The 21,710-nt window shown below is 70.7% G+C and carries 19 protein-coding genes; 6 read left to right on the top strand and 13 right to left on the bottom strand.

Going from position 1 to position 21,710, the window contains the following annotated elements; genetic code table 11:
• Nucleotides 1-51 precede the first annotated feature (51 nt).
• The 4 genes from FHR38_RS10320 to FHR38_RS10305 are packed head-to-tail and all read right to left on the bottom strand — an operon-like array spanning nt 52 to nt 2,914.
• Entirely contained in the window at nt 52-1,302 is a 1,251-nt protein-coding gene (locus FHR38_RS10320) for an RNA polymerase sigma factor (protein WP_184534460.1), read from the bottom strand.
• A gap of 19 nt (nt 1,303-1,321) precedes the next feature.
• Nucleotides 1,322-1,693 (bottom strand): YciI family protein, encoded by a 372-nt coding sequence (locus FHR38_RS10315; RefSeq protein WP_184534459.1) that lies wholly within the window; start codon nt 1,691-1,693, stop codon nt 1,322-1,324.
• 41 nt (nt 1,694-1,734) lie between these two features.
• Entirely contained in the window at nt 1,735-2,442 is a 708-nt protein-coding gene (locus tag FHR38_RS10310; protein ID WP_184534458.1) for a DUF998 domain-containing protein, read from the bottom strand.
• A 22-nt stretch (nt 2,443-2,464) separates the two neighbouring features.
• Entirely contained in the window at nt 2,465-2,914 is a 450-nt protein-coding gene (locus FHR38_RS10305) for a hypothetical protein (protein ID WP_184534457.1), read from the bottom strand.
• Between the two features lie 243 nt (nt 2,915-3,157).
• Between FHR38_RS10305 and FHR38_RS10300 the strand changes: the two genes are divergently transcribed.
• From FHR38_RS10300 to FHR38_RS10290, 3 genes are all read left to right on the top strand, one after another.
• The gene (locus FHR38_RS10300; protein WP_184534456.1) at nt 3,158-4,843 is read left to right on the top strand and encodes a right-handed parallel beta-helix repeat-containing protein; all 1,686 of its coding nucleotides are present in this window, start codon (nt 3,158-3,160) and stop codon (nt 4,841-4,843) included.
• A gap of 188 nt (nt 4,844-5,031) precedes the next feature.
• Nucleotides 5,032-5,184 carry a hypothetical protein gene (locus FHR38_RS10295; protein WP_184534455.1) on the top strand — a complete coding sequence of 51 codons (153 nt, stop codon included), beginning with the start codon at nt 5,032-5,034 and terminating at the stop codon, nt 5,182-5,184.
• Nucleotides 5,181-7,001 (top strand): serine/threonine-protein kinase, encoded by a 1,821-nt coding sequence (locus FHR38_RS10290; RefSeq protein ID WP_184534454.1) that lies wholly within the window; start codon nt 5,181-5,183, stop codon nt 6,999-7,001. The genes FHR38_RS10295 and FHR38_RS10290 overlap by 4 nt, the downstream gene beginning before the upstream one ends.
• Nucleotides 7,002-7,081: 80 nt before the next feature.
• Here FHR38_RS10290 and FHR38_RS10285 read toward each other — a convergent pair whose 3' ends face one another.
• The 5 genes from FHR38_RS10285 to FHR38_RS10265 all read right to left on the bottom strand — a co-directional run bounded on the left by FHR38_RS10285 (nt 7,082) and on the right by FHR38_RS10265 (nt 15,049).
• Complete coding sequence (locus FHR38_RS10285) at nt 7,082-9,217, bottom strand: transglutaminase TgpA family protein (protein WP_184534453.1); 2,136 nt, start codon at nt 9,215-9,217, stop codon at nt 7,082-7,084.
• Complete coding sequence (locus tag FHR38_RS10280) at nt 9,208-10,362, bottom strand: DUF58 domain-containing protein (protein ID WP_184534452.1); 1,155 nt, start codon at nt 10,360-10,362, stop codon at nt 9,208-9,210. The genes FHR38_RS10285 and FHR38_RS10280 overlap by 10 nt, the downstream gene beginning before the upstream one ends.
• A complete protein-coding gene (locus FHR38_RS10275; protein ID WP_184534451.1) occupies nt 10,362-11,339 on the bottom strand; it encodes an AAA family ATPase in 978 nt (325 codons plus the stop codon). The genes FHR38_RS10280 and FHR38_RS10275 overlap by 1 nt, the downstream gene beginning before the upstream one ends.
• A gap of 42 nt (nt 11,340-11,381) precedes the next feature.
• Nucleotides 11,382-13,994, bottom strand: a complete 2,613-nt coding sequence (locus tag FHR38_RS10270) for a fibronectin type III domain-containing protein (protein WP_184534450.1) — start codon at nt 13,992-13,994, stop codon at nt 11,382-11,384.
• Between the two features lie 212 nt (nt 13,995-14,206).
• On the bottom strand, nt 14,207-15,049 hold the full coding sequence (locus tag FHR38_RS10265) for a CpaE/TadZ family protein (protein WP_184534449.1): 843 nt from the start codon (nt 15,047-15,049) through the stop codon (nt 14,207-14,209).
• Nucleotides 15,050-15,339: 290 nt separating this feature from the next.
• On the opposite strand from FHR38_RS10265, the gene FHR38_RS10260 reads away from it, so the two are divergent.
• The 3 genes from FHR38_RS10260 to FHR38_RS10250 all read left to right on the top strand — a co-directional run bounded on the left by FHR38_RS10260 (nt 15,340) and on the right by FHR38_RS10250 (nt 19,103).
• The gene (locus FHR38_RS10260; RefSeq protein WP_184534448.1) at nt 15,340-16,515 is read left to right on the top strand and encodes an RNA-guided endonuclease InsQ/TnpB family protein; all 1,176 of its coding nucleotides are present in this window, start codon (nt 15,340-15,342) and stop codon (nt 16,513-16,515) included.
• Nucleotides 16,516-16,673: 158 nt separating this feature from the next.
• Complete coding sequence (locus FHR38_RS10255; RefSeq protein WP_221448978.1) at nt 16,674-18,293, top strand: DUF5722 domain-containing protein; 1,620 nt, start codon at nt 16,674-16,676, stop codon at nt 18,291-18,293.
• Nucleotides 18,294-18,395: 102 nt separating this feature from the next.
• Nucleotides 18,396-19,103: an HD domain-containing protein gene (locus FHR38_RS10250; protein WP_246447142.1), complete on the top strand. Its 708-nt coding sequence runs from the start codon at nt 18,396-18,398 to the stop codon at nt 19,101-19,103.
• A 24-nt stretch (nt 19,104-19,127) separates the two neighbouring features.
• Here FHR38_RS10250 and FHR38_RS10245 read toward each other — a convergent pair whose 3' ends face one another.
• The 4 genes from FHR38_RS10245 to FHR38_RS10230 form a co-directional block, all read right to left on the bottom strand.
• Nucleotides 19,128-19,535, bottom strand: coding sequence for a PRC-barrel domain-containing protein (locus FHR38_RS10245; RefSeq protein WP_184534447.1), 408 nt, complete (start codon nt 19,533-19,535; stop codon nt 19,128-19,130).
• Nucleotides 19,525-19,893 carry a hypothetical protein gene (locus FHR38_RS10240; RefSeq protein WP_184534446.1) on the bottom strand — a complete coding sequence of 123 codons (369 nt, stop codon included), beginning with the start codon at nt 19,891-19,893 and terminating at the stop codon, nt 19,525-19,527. Before FHR38_RS10240 ends, FHR38_RS10245 begins: the two co-directional genes overlap by 11 nt.
• Nucleotides 19,894-19,895: 2 nt before the next feature.
• Nucleotides 19,896-21,125: an NRAMP family divalent metal transporter gene (locus tag FHR38_RS10235; RefSeq protein ID WP_184534445.1), complete on the bottom strand. Its 1,230-nt coding sequence runs from the start codon at nt 21,123-21,125 to the stop codon at nt 19,896-19,898.
• Nucleotides 21,126-21,207: 82 nt separating this feature from the next.
• Complete coding sequence (locus FHR38_RS10230; RefSeq protein ID WP_184534444.1) at nt 21,208-21,666, bottom strand: hypothetical protein; 459 nt, start codon at nt 21,664-21,666, stop codon at nt 21,208-21,210.
• Nucleotides 21,667-21,710: the final 44 nt, after the last annotated feature.

The following is a 21,710-nucleotide window of genomic DNA, read 5'->3' as shown; positions in this document are numbered from 1 at the left end:
CCTCGACCAACGCCCACACTGGGGCAGATCTCGGGTGGCGTCGTCACGGCCTCAGCGGGTGCCGGCGGTGCCGTCACCGAGGCGGTCGGCGCGGTGCAGGAGATGACGACGCTCGGGCACGCTCAAGGTCAGCCGGGCGGCCTGCCGGTAGGCGCTTCGTGCTGCCCCCCGATCTCCGGCGAGTTCCAGCAGGTGTGCGCGGACAGCATGGAGACGGTGGTGGTCGCCGAGACCGTCGAGATCCCGGAGTTGGTCGAGCCCTGCCCGGGGGCCCCGCACCATGGCCACCGCCACCGCCCGGTTCAGGGTGACCATCGGGCTGTCGTCGTACCGTTGGAGCAGGGTGTAGAGCGCGAGGATCTGCGGCCAGTCGGTGTCCGTGGGGCGTGGGGCGGCGTCGTGCAGGGCGGCGATCGCCGCCTGGATCTGGTACGGCCCCAGCCGGGTGACGCCCATCGAACTGTCGAGCAGGGCGGTGCCCTCGCTGATGAGCCGGCGGTCCCACCGTTCCCGGTCCTGCTCTGCGATCGGAACGGCCGCCCCGTCGGCGGCGACCCGGGCCGGTCGGCGGGCCTCGGTGAGCAGCAGCAGCGCGGCCAGTCCGGCGACCTCGCCATCGTCAGGCAGGGCCTGTCGTAGTATGCGGGCCAGCCGGATGGCCTCGCTACTGAGATCGATGCGGGTCAGCTCCGCACCGGCGGAAGCGACGTACCCCTCGTTGAAGATCAGGTAGATCACCCGCAGGACCGCGCGCAGCCGGGCCTCGACCTCGCTCCCGGCGGGCATCCGGAACGCGGCGCCGGACTTCGCCACCGTGGCCTTGGCCCGGCTGATCCGCTGCCCCATGGTGGCGGCGGGTACGAGGAACGCCCGCGCGATTTCCTCGGTGGTGAGTCCGCCCACGGCCCGTAACGTCAACGCGACCTGCGACGCTGCCGACAGCGACGGATGGCAGCAGAGGAAGAGCAGCAGCAGGCTGTCGTCCTCGGGTTGCCGGACGGTGTCCGCAGCGGGGGCCAGGAACCGGTCCGGTGGGATGGCGAAATGTACCTGCTCCTCTCGCCGCTGCCGGGCGAACTGGCTGTGCAGCATGTCGGTCATGGCCCGGGAGGCGACCCGGATCAGCCAACCACGTGGCTTCTCCGGTATCCCGTCGACCGGCCACTGCCGGGCGGCGGCCAGCAGCGCCTCCTGGACGGCGTCCTCGGCGACGTCGAATCGGCCGTAGCGCCGTACCAGCGCACCGAGGACCTGCGGTGCCTCCCGGCGAAGCAGGTCCTCGGTGGGTGGATCCAGGTGCATCAGTCGATCCTCAGGTGCATCAGTCGTCGCCGCCGAAGTCGACCTGCATGACCGGCCGGACCTCGATCGTCTCGCCGGTGAAGTCGACGACCCGTGCGGCGATCTCCACCGCCCGGTCGTAGCTGGCCACATCGACGATGCTGAAGCTGACCAGGGTCTCCTTCGCCTCGACGTACGGGCCGTCGGTGGCCACCGGCGCTCCGCCGACCTTGCGGACGGTCCGGGTGTGTGACGGATCCGCCAAACCCTCCGAGCCGACCCACTCCCCGGACTCGGTCAACTCCTTCTCGAACTGGGCGTAGAAGTCGCAGATCCGTTGGACCTCCTCGGCGCTGACGTCCTCCTCGGTCCAGGTGTTGGCGCTGGTGTACGCCAGCAGCAGGTACTTCATCGCGACTCTCCTTTCCGTACCAAAGGGTGGCAGGACCCTGGTCACCGGGGGTGACGGGGCTCGCCGGGCCGGCGGGCCCGGCCGAGACGGAGGGATCCGCACAGCGCGGCCAGCCAGCCGAAGGCCACGACACCTCCGAACGCCATTCGGATACTCACCCCGTCGGCCATGGGCAGGGACAGCAGCACCAACAACGTCAGTGCGACCGCGGCGTTGGCCACCGCCCAGCCGTGTCTCCGCAAGATGGCCAGACGTACCGCGAACACCACCATTGCGACGATCAGGGCGTTGTAGCCGATCGCAGCGCTGGCGGAATGGGCGATCCCGTGCCAGCTCATTGTCGCGACGGGCCCGTCGGGGGTGCCGGCCGGATAGCCGTTCTCGGCATCAGGCACGAAGATGCCCGCAGCGATCAGACCGATCCCGAACAGGGCGATCAGTCGGGGCACCCAGACCCGGCCCCGACCCGCCGTGAGCCGATGGTGCACGCCACGAGAGGCGGCCACGACCAGCAGCCCGGTCACGGCGAAGGTGGCCACCTGTACCCAACCGTGGTCTCCGGTGGCGAGCATGCTGATCGGGTGCCGGCTGAGGTCGAAGTCTCGGTGGGCCACCAGTTGAACCGCTACCAGGGCGGCGAACAGTGGCCCAGCGAGCAGGCCGGCGGCGAGCAGCCGGCCGGGCCGGAGCGAGTGTACGCGGGGTGCGCCGTCGACCCCCGCTGCTCGCTGGCTTGTTCCTATCGTCATCGTCGGACGCCTTCCGTGCGTCTCAGGCGTCGGTACGGGTCATGGTGGACGGGTAGCCGCCGCCACCGGGGTAGACCCACGCACCGTCCATGACCCGATCCCCGTCGGTGAAGGTGCCGGTGAACTTCGCCGGCGAGCCTTTCTCCCCGCCCCAGATGTGCAGGGTGTCCCCGTCGAGTTCGTACACGTAGTCCAGCGTGTTGCCGGTGCTGTCGTAGAACCGCGAGTACACGTCCGCGCTGGGCTGCTCGCCGAACGGGCGCAGGTGGCCGATCATCTCGACCCCGTGGATCCGCTGCCCGTACTGCTCCAGGTCCACCCGCTGGATCAGGAAGTAGCCACCCGCCATCCACTCGTAGGTGACCGTTCCGACCGCCCCACCGCTGACCGTCCAGGTGCCGACCAGACGGTCTAGGACCCGTACCTGGGTGCTGGGCTCCGGCGTGACCTGGGTGTACTGCTCGTCCGACATCGTCTGCTCCATCCGCGTCGCTTGGCTCTTACGCGGATACATCCGAGCCGGCTACGCCGTTTCGACATGCACGACGAGATTCTTCTTGGAGAAGGGCGGCGGCCGGGGAGCCGGTGGTACGCCGCAACCCGACCCACGATGGGCGGCAACAGGCCGGCGCAGTCTACTCGCGACAGTGGATGGCGACGGCACTATGCTGGCGGGCAAGACGTCGTAGGGTCCCATCTGATACCGGTCGGAGCGATGGCGCGCACTCTTCTCGTGGCACCCCAGCAGCGCGGCGCGTACGCCACGGTGGGCGCGGCGTTGGCCGCCGCGTCGTCCGGGGTGACGATCCTGGTCACCCCGGGTACGTACCACGAGGCACTGTTCGTGGTCGACATGTCGGTCCGGGTGACGGCGGCCGACGACTCCGGCACGGTCGAGCTCGACGCGCGCGGCCTGCCGCATCCGGCGTTCGACGTCCGTAACGGTGAGCTTTCGATCGAAGGGCTGACCGTACGAGCCGGTGACCATCCGGCGATCGCCGGTAGGCGCTCCTCGATCTCGATCAAACAGTGTGAGATCTCCAGCGGATATGACGCGGCGATCGACGTCCGGGACCGCAGCCGCTGCGACGCGCTCCAGACGAGGATCACCGGGGGCCAGTTCGGGTTCCTCTTCGAGGACTCCGGCGGCACCGTGCAGGACTGCGAGGTGAGTGATGTCGACGACGGCATGATCGTACGACTCGGTGCCGACCCGCAGATCCGGGCCAGCACGATCAGCCGCTGCCAACGTCGAGGTATCTACGTCTACCAACTGGGCAAACCGGTGGTCGAAGGATGCGAGATCTCCCAGGTCGGTGCCGTCGGGGTGGAGATCGCACACGAGAGCTCACCGGTCCTGCGGCGGTGCTGGATCCACGACACCCAGGGCGTGGCGATCCAGGTGGGCCGGGGCTGCGCGGGAGAGATCGACAGCTGTCGGGTGGAGAACGTCCGGTCGCCAGGCATCGAGGTCGCGCCGGACGCCAGTACCCGGGTCACCGGCACCGGCGACGACCGGGCCGGTCGGCCGGACGCCGCCGATGACAGCCGCGACCAGGCGGTGTTGGGTTCGTTGTTGGCCGAGTTGGACGCGATGGTCGGACTGGCCGGGGTCAAGGCCCAGGTCCGAGGGCTGATCGACGAGTTGCAGGTGAACGAGTGGCGGCGGGGTGCCGGCCTGGCCGTGGAACAGACCGGTCACCATCTCATCTTCGCCGGCGCACCGGGCACCGGAAAGACCACGGTCGCCCGGCTGTACGGTCGTCTGCTCGCCGTGCTGGGGGTGCTGCCCAGTGGCGCCTTCCGCGAGGTCGCCCGGCGTGATCTGGTCGGCCAGTACCTCGGCCAGACGGCGATCAAGACGGCGGCTGTCTTCGAGGAGGCGGCTGGTGGCGTGCTCTTCATCGACGAGGCGTACACGTTGTCCCGGGCAGGGCTCCGCGGCGACTTCGGCCAGGAGTCGATCGACACGCTGGTCAAGTTGATGGAGGACCATCGGGACAACGTGGCGGTGATAGCCGCCGGCTACACCACGGAGATGACCGAGTTCCTTTCGGCCAACCCGGGACTCGCCTCCCGATTCTCCAAGACCATCGAGTTCGAGAACTACCACTCCGAGGAACTGGTCCTGATCATCACCCGGCTTGCCCGCGCCGCCGACTACGAGTTCGTCCCCGAGACGCAGCCACTGTTGGGCGAGCACTTCGAGCGGCTCCGGCACGAACCGAACTTCGGTAACGCCCGCGAGGCCCGCCGGCTGTTCGAGGCGGTACGCCAGGCGCAGGCCCAACGGTTGCGGGGGAGCGGGCAGCGGCCGACGGTCGACGCACTGCGCCAGCTCACCGTCGCAGACCTCACCCTGGCGATCGAGGAGGGGCGGCACACCGGTTCGCCAGCCTGAGTGCACGCGCGGAGCCATCATTCTGAGAAGTTGAGCCGGTCGTACGGGTTGCCCAACAGCACCCCGTCTCGTGAGAACGTCCTAATGGGACCTTGAGTAAACCGCCTCCGCCACTACCATCGAACCCAGCGCGTGCACTCGGACGACAGATGGTCGGCCCGGGTGGTTCCGATGACAGGAGCGTCAACGTGTCGGATGGCGAGGCCACCCCGGGTGGCGGACAGGTACGGGTCGACACCGACGCGATCGCCACCCACCAGGACCAGCTGAATCGGCGGAGCGAGGAACCGCCTCGGAAGGCGGCGACCAGCGGTGACCGCAGGCCGGGCCGGGCCCGATGACCGTCGACCCGCCCCGGAACGCCCCGACGGTATCCGGCTACCGGATCCAGGAGCGCATCCGTCGAGGGCCGGACGCGACGGTGTACCGGGCATTCACCGAGGACGGCGACGAACCGGTGGCGCTCAAGGTGCTCCGCACGGAGACCGCGCAGGCCACCGAACTGGCCCTGCTGCCTCGCCTTCCCGCGCACCCACATCTGGTACGTGTCGTCGGCACCGGTCGTACCGACGATGGGCGACCGTACCTGGCGATGACGTACCACCCGGACGGCTCGTACGCCGATGTGCTCGCCCGGCGCGGCCCGATGCCGGTGGCCGAGGCAGTACGGGTCGCCGCCGCCATCGCCGAGGCGCTCCAGGTGATCCATGACGCGGGGCTGATCCACCGCGACGTGACCCCGGACAACATCCTGTGCGGGGCGACCGGCCCGGTGCTGGCCGATTTCGGCATCGCGGCCGATCCTGACGAACTGGCCGGCACCGTCGCCCTCGACCGGCTCACCCCGCCCCACGCCGCCCCGGAGGCGCTGCGTCGGCAACGGCAGGACGCCCGATCCGACGTCTACAGCCTCGCCTCCACCCTGTGGACCCTGCTCGCCGGCCATCCACCGTTTGCGGTGGCGGGTGACCGGACACCGGATCCGTTCGCCTATCGGGAGGACACCCTGCACCGTCCGGTGCCACAGGTGCCTCGCGTGGAGGTGCCGGCCGGGTTGCAGGCGTTGTTGGCCCGGGGCATGGCCAAGACCCCGGAGGCACGTTTCGGCAGTGCCGCCGAGTTCGGCGCTGCCCTGTCGGACTCCGCTGCCCTGTCGGACCCTGCCGCCCTGTCGGATCAGTCGGCCTTGACGGTTCCGGCGACCCCGGCGACCCCGGCGACCCCGGCGACCCCGGCAGGTCGGGCGGGGCGTGCCGGACCTGTCATCGAGGTGCCGGCCGCCGGCAGTACGCCTACCGGCAGCACCGGGGGCGGCAGGCAGGAGCCGATCCGCCCGCCGGAACGGGTCCGCCCAGGCCGATCGCCGTCCACGCCCGATCTGCCGGCCCCGGCCGAGTCTGCCGCATCCGGCTCGTCCACATCGGTCGCACCTGCCTCGCCTACACCGACCCCGCCCGCATCTGTCGCATCCGACCAGCTCGCACCGACCCCGCCCGCATCTGTCGTATCCGACCAGCTCGCATCGGTCTCGCCCGCATCTGTCGTACCCGACCAGCTCGCATCGGTCTCGCCCGCATCTGTCGTATCCGCTCCGCCCCTCCCTGCCCCGCTCGCATCTGACCCGTCCACACCCACGCCAGCAGCGGATACGGCCTACACCGGCGCGTCGGCGATGCGGAAGGCGGTAGTCGTACCGCCAGCCCCACCGGCAATTGGTGCACCACGATGGCACGGCCGTTGGGGTGCCCATCGCGCCGTCGCCACCGTGATCGGGCTCGTCCTCGGTGCGGCCACCGTGCTGCTGGTCATCCGGCCCGGCGCCGAACCCCAGGCCGGGCCGGAGCCGACCCCATCGGCGTCGCAGAACCAGTTGGCCGCGCCCCGGCAGGTCGGGCTCCGCGATGAGCGGATCGCGGTGACCCTGACCTGGCAGGACGGCAGTGCCGGACAAGCACCGTCGTACGTGGTCGGCGGACCCGTCGGCAGGCCGCCGTCGACCCTGGCCAACGGTGCTGCCGGGGTCACCTCGGTCCGGGTCAACGGGTTGAACCCGACCGTCGACTACTGCTTCGTGGTCGTCACGGTGCTCTCGGTCGACGAGGTGGCGCACTCCGAGGAGGTGTGCACCCGCCGGTCCACGCCCGGGCCGAGCCGCTGACCCGTACCCCGACCCGGCGGTGTGACAGCGCCGATGGCGGGAGGCAGCACGGGCGGCGGGAAACAGCGGGAGACGGCGACCTATCGCCACCAGAGTGGTCGCGGATCGAGCCACCAGGTCCACGGCCGAAACCCACCCGTCCGGCGGCGCAGGATCCGCAGGTAGGCGCGTACCTCGGCGGTCGCCCGGGTGGCGGTCTCCCGATCCGGTACGACGCCCGCGAACGCCACCGCGTTCACGGTGCCCGCGAGCCCGGCGAGCCGACCGGCCGGGTCACCCACCCCGTCCGGCCCACTGGCGACAGCGGCGCGGGCGAGGGCGGCGACCTCGTCAGCGACCAGTGCGGGGCCGGGTGCCCGGCCGGCCAGGCGCAGCCCGTCGCACAGTTCGGCCCAGGCCCCGAGGACCCGGCGGCCGGGATCGGCGTGGCCGAACCGCCGGGCGGTGCGGCGTAGCCGTAACGCGACGACCAGGCCCGCCAGCACCACCGGTACGGCGAGACCGGCACCGATCGGTGCGAGCGGCGACCCAGGCCTGACCGGTCCGGGCCCGGCCCGTACCTCATCGAGCGGCTCCTCGTCGGGCAGCGCGGTGGCCTCGTCCGGCCCCCGGCTCGGCTCGGTCAGCGGAGCCGGCTGCTCCTCGACGACCTGGTCCCCGGCCACGGACGCCGCCGGGGTCGGATCGAAGCCGATCCAGCCCATCCCGGCGAAGTAGACCTCCGGCCAGGCCAGCGCGTCGCCGCTGCGTACGAGGTAGCGGTCGCCGCCGAGCGCCTGGCCGGGCTGGAAACCCACCACCACCCGGGTCGGCATCCCCAGTGCCCGACCGAGTACGGCGAACGCGGTGGCGAACTGTTCGGAGGTGCCCCGGCCGCCACCGGCTGACGCAGGCTGGGTCAGGAACCGGTCGAGGCTCGGATAGCCGTTGCCGCCCGGGGCCCGAGGATCGAAGCGGTACTGCCGGCGCAGGTAGTCGGCGAGCCGTACCGCCTGCTGATGAGGTGTTCCGGTGCCGGCTGCGAGCTGGGCCAGCTCGAACAGACGGGCGGGCCAGCCCGGAGGCAGTAGACGGTACCGGTCGTAGTCGGGGTCGGAAGGGAGCCGGGCTGCGGCCAGCTCGGTGGGCGTCCACGTAGGAATGCCCGCCTCGACCGTGTAGCGGGTCCCGGCGGTGAGCCCGTCCGGCAGTGCCACCGTCGTCGAGTCCCGATCGACGGCGATCCGTATGCCGTGTATCTCGCGGGTGCCGTCGGGGACCGGTAGCCATGTTCCGGTCAGCCCGGCGACGGTTACCTCCTGCCGTACCGGAACGGTGCGGGGTGCCGGGTCCGGGGCAGCGGGCAGCAGTGCTCCTGCTGCCCGGTAGCTGGGTGCGGGCAGCCAGGTGATGCCGGTGAAGTCGGGCAGGGTGACCCAGCGGAGGCGGTACGGGTGGTTGGTGCGTACCTCCAGCAGTGGGCGTTGCGGTTCGGCTGCCCAGCCGGAGAGCAGGCTGAGCGGGTTGACCTGTTCGGCATGTCGCAACGGCGGCTGGAGGTAGGTCCGCAGGTCGGGGGGCTGCCGCTGGACGCCGGCCAGCATCGGCGAGCCGACGAGGACCACGGCCACGGTCAGCAGGGCGGCGAGGATTGTCGTACCGAGCAGGGCGAACCGGGGCCCGGCGTACCCACTGGTCACCCCGAGGAGGAGGGCCAGCGCGCCGACCAGGATCACGGCGGGCCCGTACGCCGGCCGTGGCTCGGGGCCGACCACGATCAGCATGCCGAGGAAGAGCACGACCGGGGGCAGTGTGGCGCTGGCGGGCCTCCGGCTGTGGAGCAGCCCGACGGCGGTGGCCGCAGCCAGCCAGGTTGCGCAGAGCGGTAGCGCCACGGTGTCCATGGTGGATTCGAGTGGGGTGGCGCTGGTGAGGATCCGCGCCCCCGAGCCTCGTACGGCGGTGAGCGTGGCACCGAGCAGTCCTCCGTCGGTGCGGGGCAGCCAGGTGGCCAACGCCAGCAGCCCGGCGGCGAGCCCGGCGAGTCCCATCAGCAGTGCGGCGGCGGGTGGCATCCGCAGCGCACGTGCCCCGGCCACCAGGGCGGCCCCGCCTGCTGCGGCGACCGGTAACAGGATCGGCAGTGGTCCCGGCGCGTAGCTGGCCGTGATCGGCTGCGCCGCCGCCGCGCACGCCGTGGCTGCCGCCCCGGTGGCGACCAGGTCTCTCATGCCCATCGTGCCGGCCGGTCCCATCGACTGGCGAACTCCACCGCGTCGCCGGCGCTGACAAGGGCGACGTCGCCCGGCGGTGCGGACCGTCGGACGGTAGTCGGGCCGAGCGCCACCACCATCACCTGCGGATATCCGTCGGCTGCGGCGACGGCCGGGGCCAGGTCCACGTCCGAGCCGGTGACCAGGATGAACGTGTCCCGGCGCGGGCCGTCGCTGCGGGTACGGCGTACCGCCCCGGCCAGGTCCACCCCGGCCACCGGTCGCACCTGGGCCAGCAGGTCCAGCCCGGAGCTGGTCGTCGCGGCCACGCCTTGGGCCGACGCCAGGTGCAGGCTTACCGGCGTGCCGGAGTCCAGGGTGCTGACCAGGAGCGATGCGGCCACCTCGACGGCCTCCTCGATCAGCTCCGGGTGCCCCTGGTACGCCTCGGCTCGGTCGTCGAGCAGTAGCACGACCTGGGGTAGTGCGGTGTCCACGTACTCCCGGACCATCAGCTCACCTACCCGGGCGCTGGTGCGCCAGTGCACGTGCCGCAGGTCGTCACCGGTGCGGTATTCCCGCAACGCGTGGAACGCGATACTGCCGTGCCGGGCACCGTCCACTGTGCCGTCGAGGTTGGGCGCGATCCCGGCCGGCAGGGCGCGTAGTCGATGCCAACGCGGTCGTACCACCAGTCGGTCGCTGGAGCCGACCCGCCGCTGCATTCGACAGAGCCCCAGCGGGTCGGTACGGGCGATCCGTAGCGGGCCCACGCCGAACACCCCACGCCGGTCGGTGGGCAGCGGATAGGTCAGCCGGGTCGGCATGCCACCACGCACCTGGACGGCGGGTACCGGGACGATCCGGTCTCGCCCCTGCTGGCCTACCGGCCCGACCAGCGCGTCGGTGGCCGTGAACCGGCGGGTGCGGCCGGAGGCGGTGTGGAGGTCCAGCACCACCTGGCAACTTCCGCCCCGGTGTGTCCGGGCCGGGCGCAGGGTGCGATCCACCGCCAGTCGGGGTGGCCAACCGACCCAGCCGGCAGCGACGCTGACGGCCACCATCCCCACGCCACCCAGCACGGGCAACTCCCGGTAGCCGACGACCAGGCCGAGGACGAGCAGCAGCGCGCTGACCGCGAGCACCGTCCAACCGCGTACGGTCGGCATCAACGGGCGGCCGACACCGGGTGGGGTGCGGCCACCTCGGCGACGATCCCGGCCATCACGTCGGCGCCGGTCTGCCCGCGTAGGGCGGCGTCAGGGGTGATCAGCAGCCGGTGCGCGCACACCGTCGGGGCCAGGGACTTGACGTCCTCGGGCAGCACATAGCCCCGGCCGGTGCCGAGCGCGTGGGCGCGGGCACCGCGGGCCAGCGCCACGCACGCCCGGGGGGAGAGGCCGACCCGGATGTCGGGGTGACGCCGGCTGGCGACCGCGATCCGCCGGATGTAACCGTAGATCTCGTCGTGTACGTCGACCCGCCGCGCGAGCTCCGCCAACCGGGCCACCGCAGCGGTGTCGAGGACCGGCTCGATCCGTTCCGGAGAACGCTCCGCGTCGCCCCGCATCACCTCCAGTTCGGCTGCCTCGTCCGGATATCCGATCGACAGCTTCATCAGGAACCGGTCGAGTTGGGCCTCGGGAAGCCGGTAGGTGCCGTCCATCTCGACCGGGTTCTGCGTGGCGACCACCAGGAACGGTCGGGGCACCGGGTGACGTACCCCGTCGACGGTGACGAACCGTTCCTCCATCACCTCCAGCAGTGCCGACTGGGTCTTCGGGGACGCCCGGTTGATCTCGTCGGCGATGACGATGTTGGCGAACACCGGGCCGGGATGGAACTCGAAGGTGCCGCTGGCCTGGTGGTAGATGGTCACGCCGGACACGTCCGAGGGCAGCAGGTCCGGGGTGAACTGGATCCGCCGCCACTGCCCGGTGACGGCGGCGGCCATCGCCCGGGCCAGGGTCGTCTTGCCCACCCCGGGCACGTCCTCGATCAGCAGGTGCCCCTGCGCGACGAGCGCCGTCACCGCCAACCGGATCGTCTCCGTCTTGCCGAGCAGCACGGTGGCGATGGCGTCGGTGAGGCTGGCGAGCGCCGTGGCGGCCGTACCGACCTCGTCAGGGTTGGGGGGTGGCGGCACGGTGCTCCTCGGGTCGGTCAGAAACTGGGTCGGTCGGTGCGGTCAGCAACGGGGTAGGGCATTGATGTCGTCACCGTTGTCGAGGGTCACCCAGACCCAGGCGATGTATCCGCCGGTGGTCAGGCGTAGCCACTGGTCGCTCGCCTTGTGGCGGTTGTAGACCCCGGCCTCCAGGTGTTCGCCGGTGACCCGGCAGGTCGCCACGATCCGGCTGCCCGGCATCAGCCGCCGCAGCTCGGTGCCGGGCTGCCAACGTGCGCGGGGGAAGACCCGGATGCCCCCGGTCGAGGTGCAGTATTCCGGGTCCTTGTTGGTCGGTGCATCCCGGCAGGTGACCACCCCGCCCACCTGTGGGTAGTCGGTGGTCACCGTGGTGGTGGCCTGGCCGGTCCCCATCGGGTTACGTGCCTGGACCTTCACCTCGTAGCTGGTGTGGGCGGCCAGCCCGGTCACCGTGGTGGTGCCGCAGCCGGTCGCGGAGCGCTCGCCCGCCGTGGTGGTGCAGGTGGCGGTGATACCGCCGTCTCGGACGGTGAACCGGACCCGCACCGACAAGGCGGTGACCGACACGTCGGTGATCTGGACGACCGGTGCGGTCGCGGCGGTCACCGCCCCGGAGCCGGCAGCACCTTCCCCGGCCTCGTTGACCGCGGTCACCGTCACCCGGGTCAGCCCGGTGGCGGAGACGGTCAGCCGGCGCGTCCCGCCGGCCGTACTGCCCAGCGACTGACCGTCGCCGGTGCGTACCTGGTATTGCTGCACCGGTCGGCCGTTGGCTGCCGCCGCCGTCCAGGTGATCTCGTAACGGTTCGGGCCGACCTGGCGCCCGGCTACCGTGCCCGGCCGCCCCGGTACGGCGTACGGCACCACCTCGTTGCTGGGTGGACTGGCCGGAGCGGCCCCACCCGCGTCGTTGCGTGCCGTCACCGTGAACCGGTAGCGGTGGCCGGCAGCCAGGCCGGCGAACTCGGCCGAGGTGCCGGTGACCGTCTGCGGCGGATCGCTGCCCGCGTCGCCGTTGCGAAGCGGGACGACCACGTAGTCCCGGGCACCGGAGACTCCGGCCCAGGTCACGATGACCCGCCCGGGGCTGGCCGACGCGGTGGGCGTACCGGCCGATGCCGGCACCCGGTCGACCGGGACGACCGGCCCGGAGAGCGCGGGCGGCCCCCAGCCGTGCCGGTTGTGCGCGGTCACCCGGAACCGGTACGTCTCACCGTTGCGCAGGCCCCGGATGGTGGTGGAGAGGGTGCGGCCGGTCACCTGGGTGCTGCCCCCTGCCCACTCGACGCGGTAGCCGTCGACCCGGGCGGAACCGGCGGCGGCTCGTCCCCAGTGCAGCTCGACCCGTCCGTCGCCGGCCAGTGCGGTCACCGGCACCGGTGGGCCCGGTGGTTGGGCACCCGGATCGTCGGGTTCGTCCGGTCGCTCGCTCTCACCCGGCGTCGGCCGGGTGCCCGGGGCACCCGTACCAGTGTCCGGGGTGGGGGTGGGAGTGGGGCTCGCGGTCGGATCACCCGGGCCGGGGACGCTCGCCTTCGGCCCGTACTTGTCGACGACCTTCACCGTGCCGCGACCGTCCACCACACAGGCGACCGGGGCGTCCGCCGAGTTGATGAAGAGGTGCTGCTCGCGTACCTGCAACTCCAGGTCGCCCTGCGCCTGGGGCAGGCGTAGCGGCGGGGCTTCGGTGCCGGCCAGGTCGAGCACCCGGACCGTGCCTGATGGCTGGTCCGGGACGTAGACCCGACCGGAGAACGGCAGCGCCGGCTGGTCCGTCCGTTCTCCGGTGGGCAGTGGGAGCCGGTGTACCGGTCCGCCCCGGTCGGTGTTCTCGACCGCGACGATGGCCCCGGCCTGCGGGACTGTCACGGCGGCGAGCGCGCCGACCGTGCGCTCCGGGACCAGCGCGCCACGCAGTCGTACCGGTGAGGTCACCCGGTGGACCTGCTGGCCGACCACGACCACGAGTTGGTCGCCGCCCCGGTCGACCGCCAGCACACCGCGATCGAGCACGCTGATCGCCAGTTGCTGACCGGGAGCGGCGACCGGCACGGTACGTCGTACCTCGACTTTTCCCTTGCTGGCCGCACCGATCGCGACCACGGTGCCCTGCTCGGGCAGACCGAGCCAGAGCGTGCCCGAGGCGTCGAACGCGCCCCCCACCAGGGGTGCGGGTAGTTGCAGCGGCTCCCCGCGAGCCTGGAGGCTGGCCGGGTCGACCGAGCGGACCAGGCCGCGGGCACGGTCGACGATCACCGCAAGCCCCTGGGACAGCAGCATCGTCACGTCGGCACCCGGAGCCAGGGCCAGGGAGCCGGAGAACCCCATTCGGGTGAGGTCCATCGAGGTGACCCGGCCGGTCTTCAGGTCGTGCAGCAGAAGGTTCTGGTCGTCCTGGGTCACCCGCACCGGATGGCCGCGTGAGTCGAGCAGCGGGGTGCGCAGGTCGACCGTGCCGGAGTTGGCGTTGACCCGGGCCAGTTCACCGGCCTGCCGACTCCACAGCCAGGCGTTGCCGTCGAAGACCTCCGGTGCGTGACCGGTTGCTCCGAGGGTGAGGACGCTGCCCAGCAGCGCCGCCGTGACCACCGTGACGATCGCCCCGGAGGAGCCGTGACGAATTCGAGCGCCAATCGAGCGGAGCCAACTCACGGCCACACCTCCGGGCCTCGCCGGATCACCGACAGACAGTTGTGCACACCGGCTCTCGCCGGTAACGGGCGCGCGCCGTCAGCCTAACCGAGCTTGTCTATCCACCCAATGGCCCGAGGCAGTCGAATACCAACCACAGTGGACCGTCATCGTTACCCGTCCTCAGTCGGCACACCCGCAGGGCGGCTCAGTCGGCACATCCGCAGGGCGGCTCAGTCGGCACATCCGACAGCGGCCAGGCGCAGGAGCGCGGCGCGGCTACGACGGTGCATCCGGTGCAGGTCGACCGGTACGCCAGCGGACAACGTCGGCTCCCATGGCACGTCGATGACTGTCGACCGGTCCACGTCGGGAATCTGTGGCTGCGCCCTGCCCCATCGGTGTCGCCAACCACCCCCCGGTAGGTCGACCAGCGCGAAGACGACGTTCCGGACCCGATCCTGGTCCAATGCGCGTACCCGGTGCAGCGTGCGTCCAGCGGCGGCGACCGCGTCCGGTGCCGGTGTCGTGACGACCACGATCCGATCGGCGCGAGCCAGTGCGCCGTGGCCAACGTCGCTGGCGTCGTTGCCGACGTCCAGCAAGGTGTAGTGGTGTTCTTCGCGCAGGTCGGCAACGATGCGGGCTAGCGCGGGCCGGGACAGCGGGGTTTCCCACGGCGCACCGTCCACCACGGTCACCCCGGCCACCACGACCGGTTCGTTGCCTCGCGACGCGACCGCCATCGAGTCCACCCCGGTGGAGCCGCCGAGTCGGACGGCGAGGGATGCCGTCGCCGTTCCGGTGTCTGCCAGGGCTACCTGTCCCGGTAGCAGAGTGGCGAGCGTGAGCGCGACGGCCGTTGCCGTGCTCGTGGTGCCGACGCCTCCGTTACCCGCGACGAACGCGACCACCCGGGGTGGCCCGCTCGGACTTCCCGCGGTCGTCGAGAACGCCCGTTCGTCGGTGATCCGCGCGGACCCGCTCCCCGGGGTCAGCGTGGCGATTCCCCTGGCCCGGGGTGCCGTACGTCGCTGCGGTGTCGGCCCGGCCAGCGGTGGTGTCGGTCTGGACATGGTCCTCCCGGTGGTCGCATGAGGTGGTGCGGCCGGTCCGGCGTCAACCATCCACCCAACAGTGGGTGTGTCACATGCCGCACATACCCTCGGTGTGTGGTCGGTGACGTGCAAGTGTCGGCCGGGGGGTATGTTCTCGGATACCCGGTGGTGTGGTGTCGACAGTATCGGCGGCCGCGACTCTGGTTCTGGTTGTTGGTGATCGCGTCGGTCGGGCCGGTTTCGGCTACCACCGTGCGGCGGTATGTCGACGCTCCGGTCGTGTGGTGGTGGCGTGGGGGGCAGACGCGGTGAGGCGGGCCTACAAGTTTCTGCTGCGCCCTACCGTCAAACAGGTCCAGACACTCGGGGAGTGTCTGGAGGCGCATCGGTTGTTGTACAACGCGGCGTTGCAGGAGCGTCGGGAGGCGTGGCAGCGGGCCGGGGTGACAATCCGGTATGGGGATCAGTCGGCGCAGTTGAAGGACATCCGCCGTGCCGACCCTGGCCAGGCGTGTTGGTCGTTCTCGTCGCAGCAGGCCACGCTGCGCCGGTTGAACCTGGCGTTCGACGGGTTCTTCCGCCGGGTCAAGGCTGGCCAAACGCCGGGCTACCCCAGGTTCAAGGGCCGGGGTTGGTGGGACACGGTGGTGTGGCCCAAAGACGGTGACGGATGCCGGTGGGACCCACCGCCCGACTCCGGTCTGACCCGCGTCTACCTGCAGGGTGTCGGACATGTTCGGGTACACGCCCACCGCAGGGTTGAGGGCCGGGTCAAGACGATCAGCGTCAAGCGGGAAGGCACCTGCTGGTACGTGATCCTGTCCTGCGGCGACGTGCCCGCGCAAACCCTGCCACCGGTCAACAGCCCGGTGGGTGTCGACATGGGTGTGGCCGCGTTCCTGACCACCAACCACGGCGTGCAGGTGCCCAACCCTCGATACCTGGCCGCATCCGCCGACCGGCTCACCCAGGCGCAGCAGGCACTGGCCCGGTGTGAGCGCGGGTCGCGGCGCCGTGGTAAAGCCCGTTCCCGGGTGGCGGCGGTGCACCGTAGGGTGGCCCGGCAGCGGCTCGATCACGCCCATAAGACCGCTCGTTGGCTCGTCACCCACCATGATCTGATCTGCCACGAAAAGTTGCGCATCACGAATATGACTCGTTCGGCGGCCGGCACGGTTGACGCTCCCGGCGTCAACGTGGCCGCGAAGTCGGGGTTGAACCGTTCGATCCTGGACGCGGGTTGGGGGGTGTTCCTGCGAGTGCTCGCGAGCAAGGCTGAAAGCGCCGGCCGCATGGTGATCGCGGTGAACCCCGCCAACACCTCCCGCACCTGCCCACACTGTGGGCATTGTGCGCGGGAGAACCGCCCCACCCAGGCCGACTTCACCTGCGTCGCCTGCGGCTACCACGGGCACGCCGATGTCGTCGCCGCCAGCAATGTACTCAGGGCAGGGCTTGCCCTTCAGACCGCGCAACCGGCCTGAGAAGCTGACGCCTTCAGGAGTCAGAGGAGTCACCACGATGCCAGATCACCCGCACGAGGAGCCCGGCCAGGGACGCCGAACCAGCGGGTAGCGCTGTCGCGGCGGATCTGGCATGGTCCCCCTGTGGTTCGATATCTGTCGATTGATGGGGTGATCGTGTGCGCGTACGGAGACGGCTACTCGCGGTCGGGCTGAGCCTGGTGCTGGGAATCGGCGCGCTGACCGTGGCCGGGTCCGCGAGCGGATCGCCGAGCAGTGCAGCGGGGGAGGGCGCGGCGGGCGGCCAGGTGTCGGCCGCTGCGGCGCTGCCGTACCCCACCCGGTCGGACTACCGGATCAAGGGCATTCAGCCCGACTTCTGGCCCAACAAGGACGAGATCGTCGGCAACAACACCGGTGGCGTCTCGATGAACCTGATCTGGGCGCACTGGCAGCCGACCCGGCAGACCGCGCCGTGCGGAGCCGGCCAGGAGGCGTACGACGGTCAGTGTTTCCAGGTCAGTACGGCCGTTGACGCGGCGATCCGGGACTACACCGCCCGAGGTCTCGTGGTCACCGCGATCGTCTACGGCGTACCGGCCTGGGCCCGGAACGGCAAGACCTGCTCACCGGCCGCCGCCGGCTTCGAGATCTTCTGTACGCCGAACAACGCTGCGGACTACGCCCGCTTCACCGGCTACCTGGCCCGGCGCTACAACGGCCAACTCGGCAACGGCCGGATCGCGGACTTCGTCATCCACAACGAGGTCAACTCGAACACCTGGTTCGACATTGGATGCGGCCAGGGCGTCACCTGCGACATCGGGCGCTGGGTCACCGAATACTCCGCCAACTACAACGCCGCGTACGACCGGATCGTCGCCGAGCAGTCCACCGCGAAGGTGCTCATCTCGCTGGACCACCACTTCGGCCCGGCGTACGACCAGCCCGGCATCAACCAGCCGCTGCTCGCCGGTCAGCGGATCATTCGCGAGGTGGCCGCCCGTGCCCAGGGTCGCGCCTGGCGGGTGGCGTTCCACCCGTACCCGCCGAACCTGCTGGCCCCCGGGTTCGGTGCCGACGACTATCCGAAGGTGACCTTCGGCAACATCGGGGTGCTGGTGGGCTGGCTGCACGCCACCTTCCCGAACACCCCGTCGGCCTGGCAGGTGCAGCTTACCGAGCAGGGGGTCAACTCCAGCTCCCCCTCCAGCGAGGCCGCACAGGCGAGCGGGATCTGTCAGAGCTTCCGCAACATCCTCGGCACGCCCGGTATCGAGAGTTACCTCTACCACCGGATGCAGGACAATCCCGATGAGGGGCAGCTTCGGCTGGGCCTGCGTCGGGCCGACGGTAGCGCCAAACCGGCCTGGTCGACCTGGGCGCTGGCCAACCGCAGCGACCTCAACCCGCCGCGACTCTCCTGTGGGTTCGAGCAGCTGCCGTATACCGTGCTGACCCGGGGATACAAGGCCAGCGCCGGACATGTCGCCACGACCCGGCAACTGCCGACCGGATTCGCCGAGGAGCGGCGGTGGCGGTTGCTGCGTAGCCCGGCTGCCGGGACGGTTCTGCTCTACGAGTGCAAGGTCGGTCAGCATTCGTTGCTGAGCCGGGAGCGGGGGTGCGAGGGGCAGTTCCCGCTCGGCCCGGTCGGCTACGCCTATACCGCTGCCACGACCGGGACGGTTCCGCTGTACTGGTGCTACCTGCCGAGCAACGGGGACCACTTCGTCAGCGCCGACTCGGGGTGCGAGGGACAGCGCACCGAGCAACTGCTCGGCTACGTGCGTCCCTGATCCAGGGTGGGGCAGCAGGTGATCGACACCGGGACACCACAGCTGATCGACACCGGGACACCGTCGATGCGTGGCATCCGGTAGACATGCAACGTGGAGGAGCTGATCCCGACGTACCTGCTGTCCCTGCCGTTGCACGCGGTCACCGAGGTCTATGGCGAGGAGGGGCTACGGCAACGGTTCGCGTTGGAGATCGCCCGATTCGACGAGGCCGCCCGGGCCAAGCTGGATCGGGCGCTCACCCTCGCGGCCCGGCTGCACCGTGACGACCGGCGGGTACGCGAGCCGTACCTCAACCACCTGCTCCGGGTCGCGATTCGGATCATCTGCTACTACCGGGTGTACGACGTCGACGTCATCGTCGCCGCGCTGCTGCACGACGCGGTCGAGGACCATCCTGAGGCCCTGGCCGGCGGCCAGCCCGCCGACCCGACCGAGGCGGCACTGCGGGTGCTGGCCCGCGACTTCGGCCCGCGGGTGGCGGACCTGGTCCGGTCGGTTACCAACCCGGCGTACGACCCGGACCGGGACCGGGACGAGCAGTACCGCGAACACGTGGCGGAGAGCCTGAGTCGGGACCCGTGGGCTCGGGTGATCAAGGTTTCGGACTTCACCGACAATGGCGTCGGCGTGATCCACACGACCGGCTCGAAGATCCACCGGGCGGCCACCAAGTATCGGCCGCTGGTGCCGATTCTGCGTGACCTGGTGGTGCGGCCGGACACTCCGCTCGACGACGAGGCGAAGCAGCACATTCTGGACCAGTTCGACCTCGCCGAGAGGCGCTTTGCCGCCATCCTCCAGTCCTGAGCCACCGCCGTCAGCCCTGCACCGTCACCGTCCAGGGGCAATCGGGTCGGATGATGGCGGATGCTGCCAGATCAGCTCGGTCCAGGTGACCCGGGTCATTGTCCGGCGCAGGATCCGCCGCGCGAGGGTTTCGAGTAGCCACGGTCCCCGGACCTGGTCCCGGTCGTAGCCGAGTAACCGCCCCCATGGGCCGCGTACGACCACTGCGGCGGTCAGCGCCGGCCGGCCCTGCTCGTCGAGTTCGGTGACGACATCCACCACCCGACCGAGGTAACGGCCGGCGGCGTCCACGGTCCGCCGACCGAGCAGGTCACTGACCCGCAACGGCTGCCCGGCCGGAGCCTGGTGGTCGGCTGAAGTCGAGTGGTTGGCCGGAGGCAGGCGGTCGGCCGGAGGCAGGCGGTCGGCCGGGGTGGGCAGGTCAGCCGGCATCGCCGGCTCCGGGGATCCGTCCGATCAGGTGCGTGTCGAGCCAGGTCTCCAGTGCGGGGGCGGGCAGCAGGTCCCGCCGGATGCTCAGGTGTACCGCACTGTCGATGCTGGCCACCAGGTCGTACCCGATCCGGCGGGGACCGAGCCGATGCTCGTCGAGGCGTACGGCGATGTTGGTGATCCATCGGCCGAGCGCGCCCCCGAAGCGTGCGCCGAGCGCCTGCTGCCCGGTGAGCAGCGCGGCCACGTAGAACCGTCCCTCGTCGGTCCTGCCGAGTTCGACGTCGTCGACCTTGCCGACCGGGATGCCGTCCCGGTCGACGATCTGCCGGTCGAGCAGGTCGAAACTGATCAGCATGGTCAGCCTCCCATTCCGGTCATCACCATCAGGGGGATGGCTGCCACGGCGGCGGCCATGACGATGACGAGGTACACCACCCCGAGGGTGTTGGCGAACGGCCCGTTGACCTTGTCGCCGAGGTAACCCCGGTCGTTCGCGACGACGAGGATCGGCAGGTAGGTCAGGGGTAACACCACCGCGCTGAAGATCAGCATGTATTCGGTGAGCTGCACCGGGTCGATCGTGGTGAGCAGGGCCGCCACGGCGAGCAGGATGCTGACCAGCACCACGGTGTGGAAGCGGATCGCCTGGCGGGGTCGCAGCAGCTTGCCCCAGGACCAGCCGAAGTACTGGGCGACCGCGTACCCCGACGACAGGCTGGTCTCCATCGCCGCACCGAAGGTGGCGGCGAAGACACCGAGGATGATCAGGGCCAGCCCGACCTTGCCGAAGGCCAGACCGGCGGGGAGTACCGCCTGCCCGAGGGTGTCCACCCCCACGTCCAGCGGGTGGAAGACGATCGCCGAGGTGGCCAGGAAACCGAACGCCAGCAGGCCACCGAGCGGGAATCCGACGAAGACGTTGATCCGGGAAACCACCAGGTCCTTCGCCGTCCAGCGTTCCTCCACGCCGCCGGAGGAGAAGAAGAACACCTCGTACGGGGTCATCGCGGAGGCGAAGAGGGCGATGGCGAAAAACCAGTACGTGGGCCAGTTCTCGCCCTCGGGCGGGGCCGGCGTCAACGCCTGCCCGGCCAACTCCCCGAACGGCGGGTTCAGCCACAGGATGGCGATCACCAGGACGACCAGGGTGAGCCCGGCGAGGCCGAAGATCCGTTCGAGGGTCTCGAAGCGTACCCGCCAGAGCGCTAACCACAGCACCAGCGCGACCAACGGCACCCACACCAGGTAGGGGACGTCGCTGAGCAGTTGCAGGGCCAGCGCGACGCCGCCGATCTCCGCGGCCAGGGTCAGGAGCGTGACTAGGTACGACCCGATCAGGTTGGCGACCGCCACCCGGGGACCGAGGCGTTCCCGGATCAGGTCGAACACCGGGCGGTTGCTGACCGCGGTGACCCGGCCGGCCATCTCGGCGTAGACGCAGATGCCGATCACCCCGACGACGAGGACCCAGGTGTGTGCCAGCCCGAATCGGCTGCCCGCCTCGGACGAGGAGACGATGTCGCCAATGTCGACGAAGCCGCCGATCGCGGTGAGGATGCCCAGGGTGATGCCGAGGAACTTCTTCACCGCCGTCCACCCCGTAGCCTCCGTCGGCCACCCCGCCGGCTCAGCTGACCAATCCGCCAACTCGGCGGACCACCCCGCCGGCTCACTTGTGTGCCTCGATGAAGTCGGCGAGTGCCGTGCCGACCGGTTCCAGGGCCGTCACCGCCGCCCGCAGCGCGGCGTCGTCCTCGTCGTCGACGGCCCGCTCCACCGCGCCGAGGGCGGTGTCGGCGTCCACCAGCAGGGGTGCGAGCTGTGCCCGGATGCCGGTGGTGACGTCGTCCGGTGGTGTGGTGGCGCTGAACTGCTTGGCTGCGCCGGCTAGGGCGTCCCGGGCGTCGTCCAGCATGGTGCCCGCGTATCGGCGGTAGAGACGGGCGTCCGCCCGGCCCTCGGCGGTGAGCCGGGCGGTGGTGACCGCCCCGTACGCCGACTGGGCCGCCTGCACGGCGGTCTTGCGGTAGTCGTGCCGGTCGGTCGGCGTGGTGGCCAGGTATCCGCCAACTCCCCACACACCGACGACAAGTGCGATCAGCAGCGCCGCCCACCATCGTGTCCGCATAACCGAACGTCCCTCCGCCGGTCCGGACCGCTTCCGGAGCGCTC

The organism is Micromonospora polyrhachis (assembly GCF_014203835.1).
Classification (GTDB): domain Bacteria; phylum Actinomycetota; class Actinomycetes; order Mycobacteriales; family Micromonosporaceae; genus Micromonospora_H; species Micromonospora_H polyrhachis.
The sequence above is the reverse complement of the archived record's forward strand: the minus strand, read 5'-3'. Positions and strand labels throughout refer to the sequence as shown.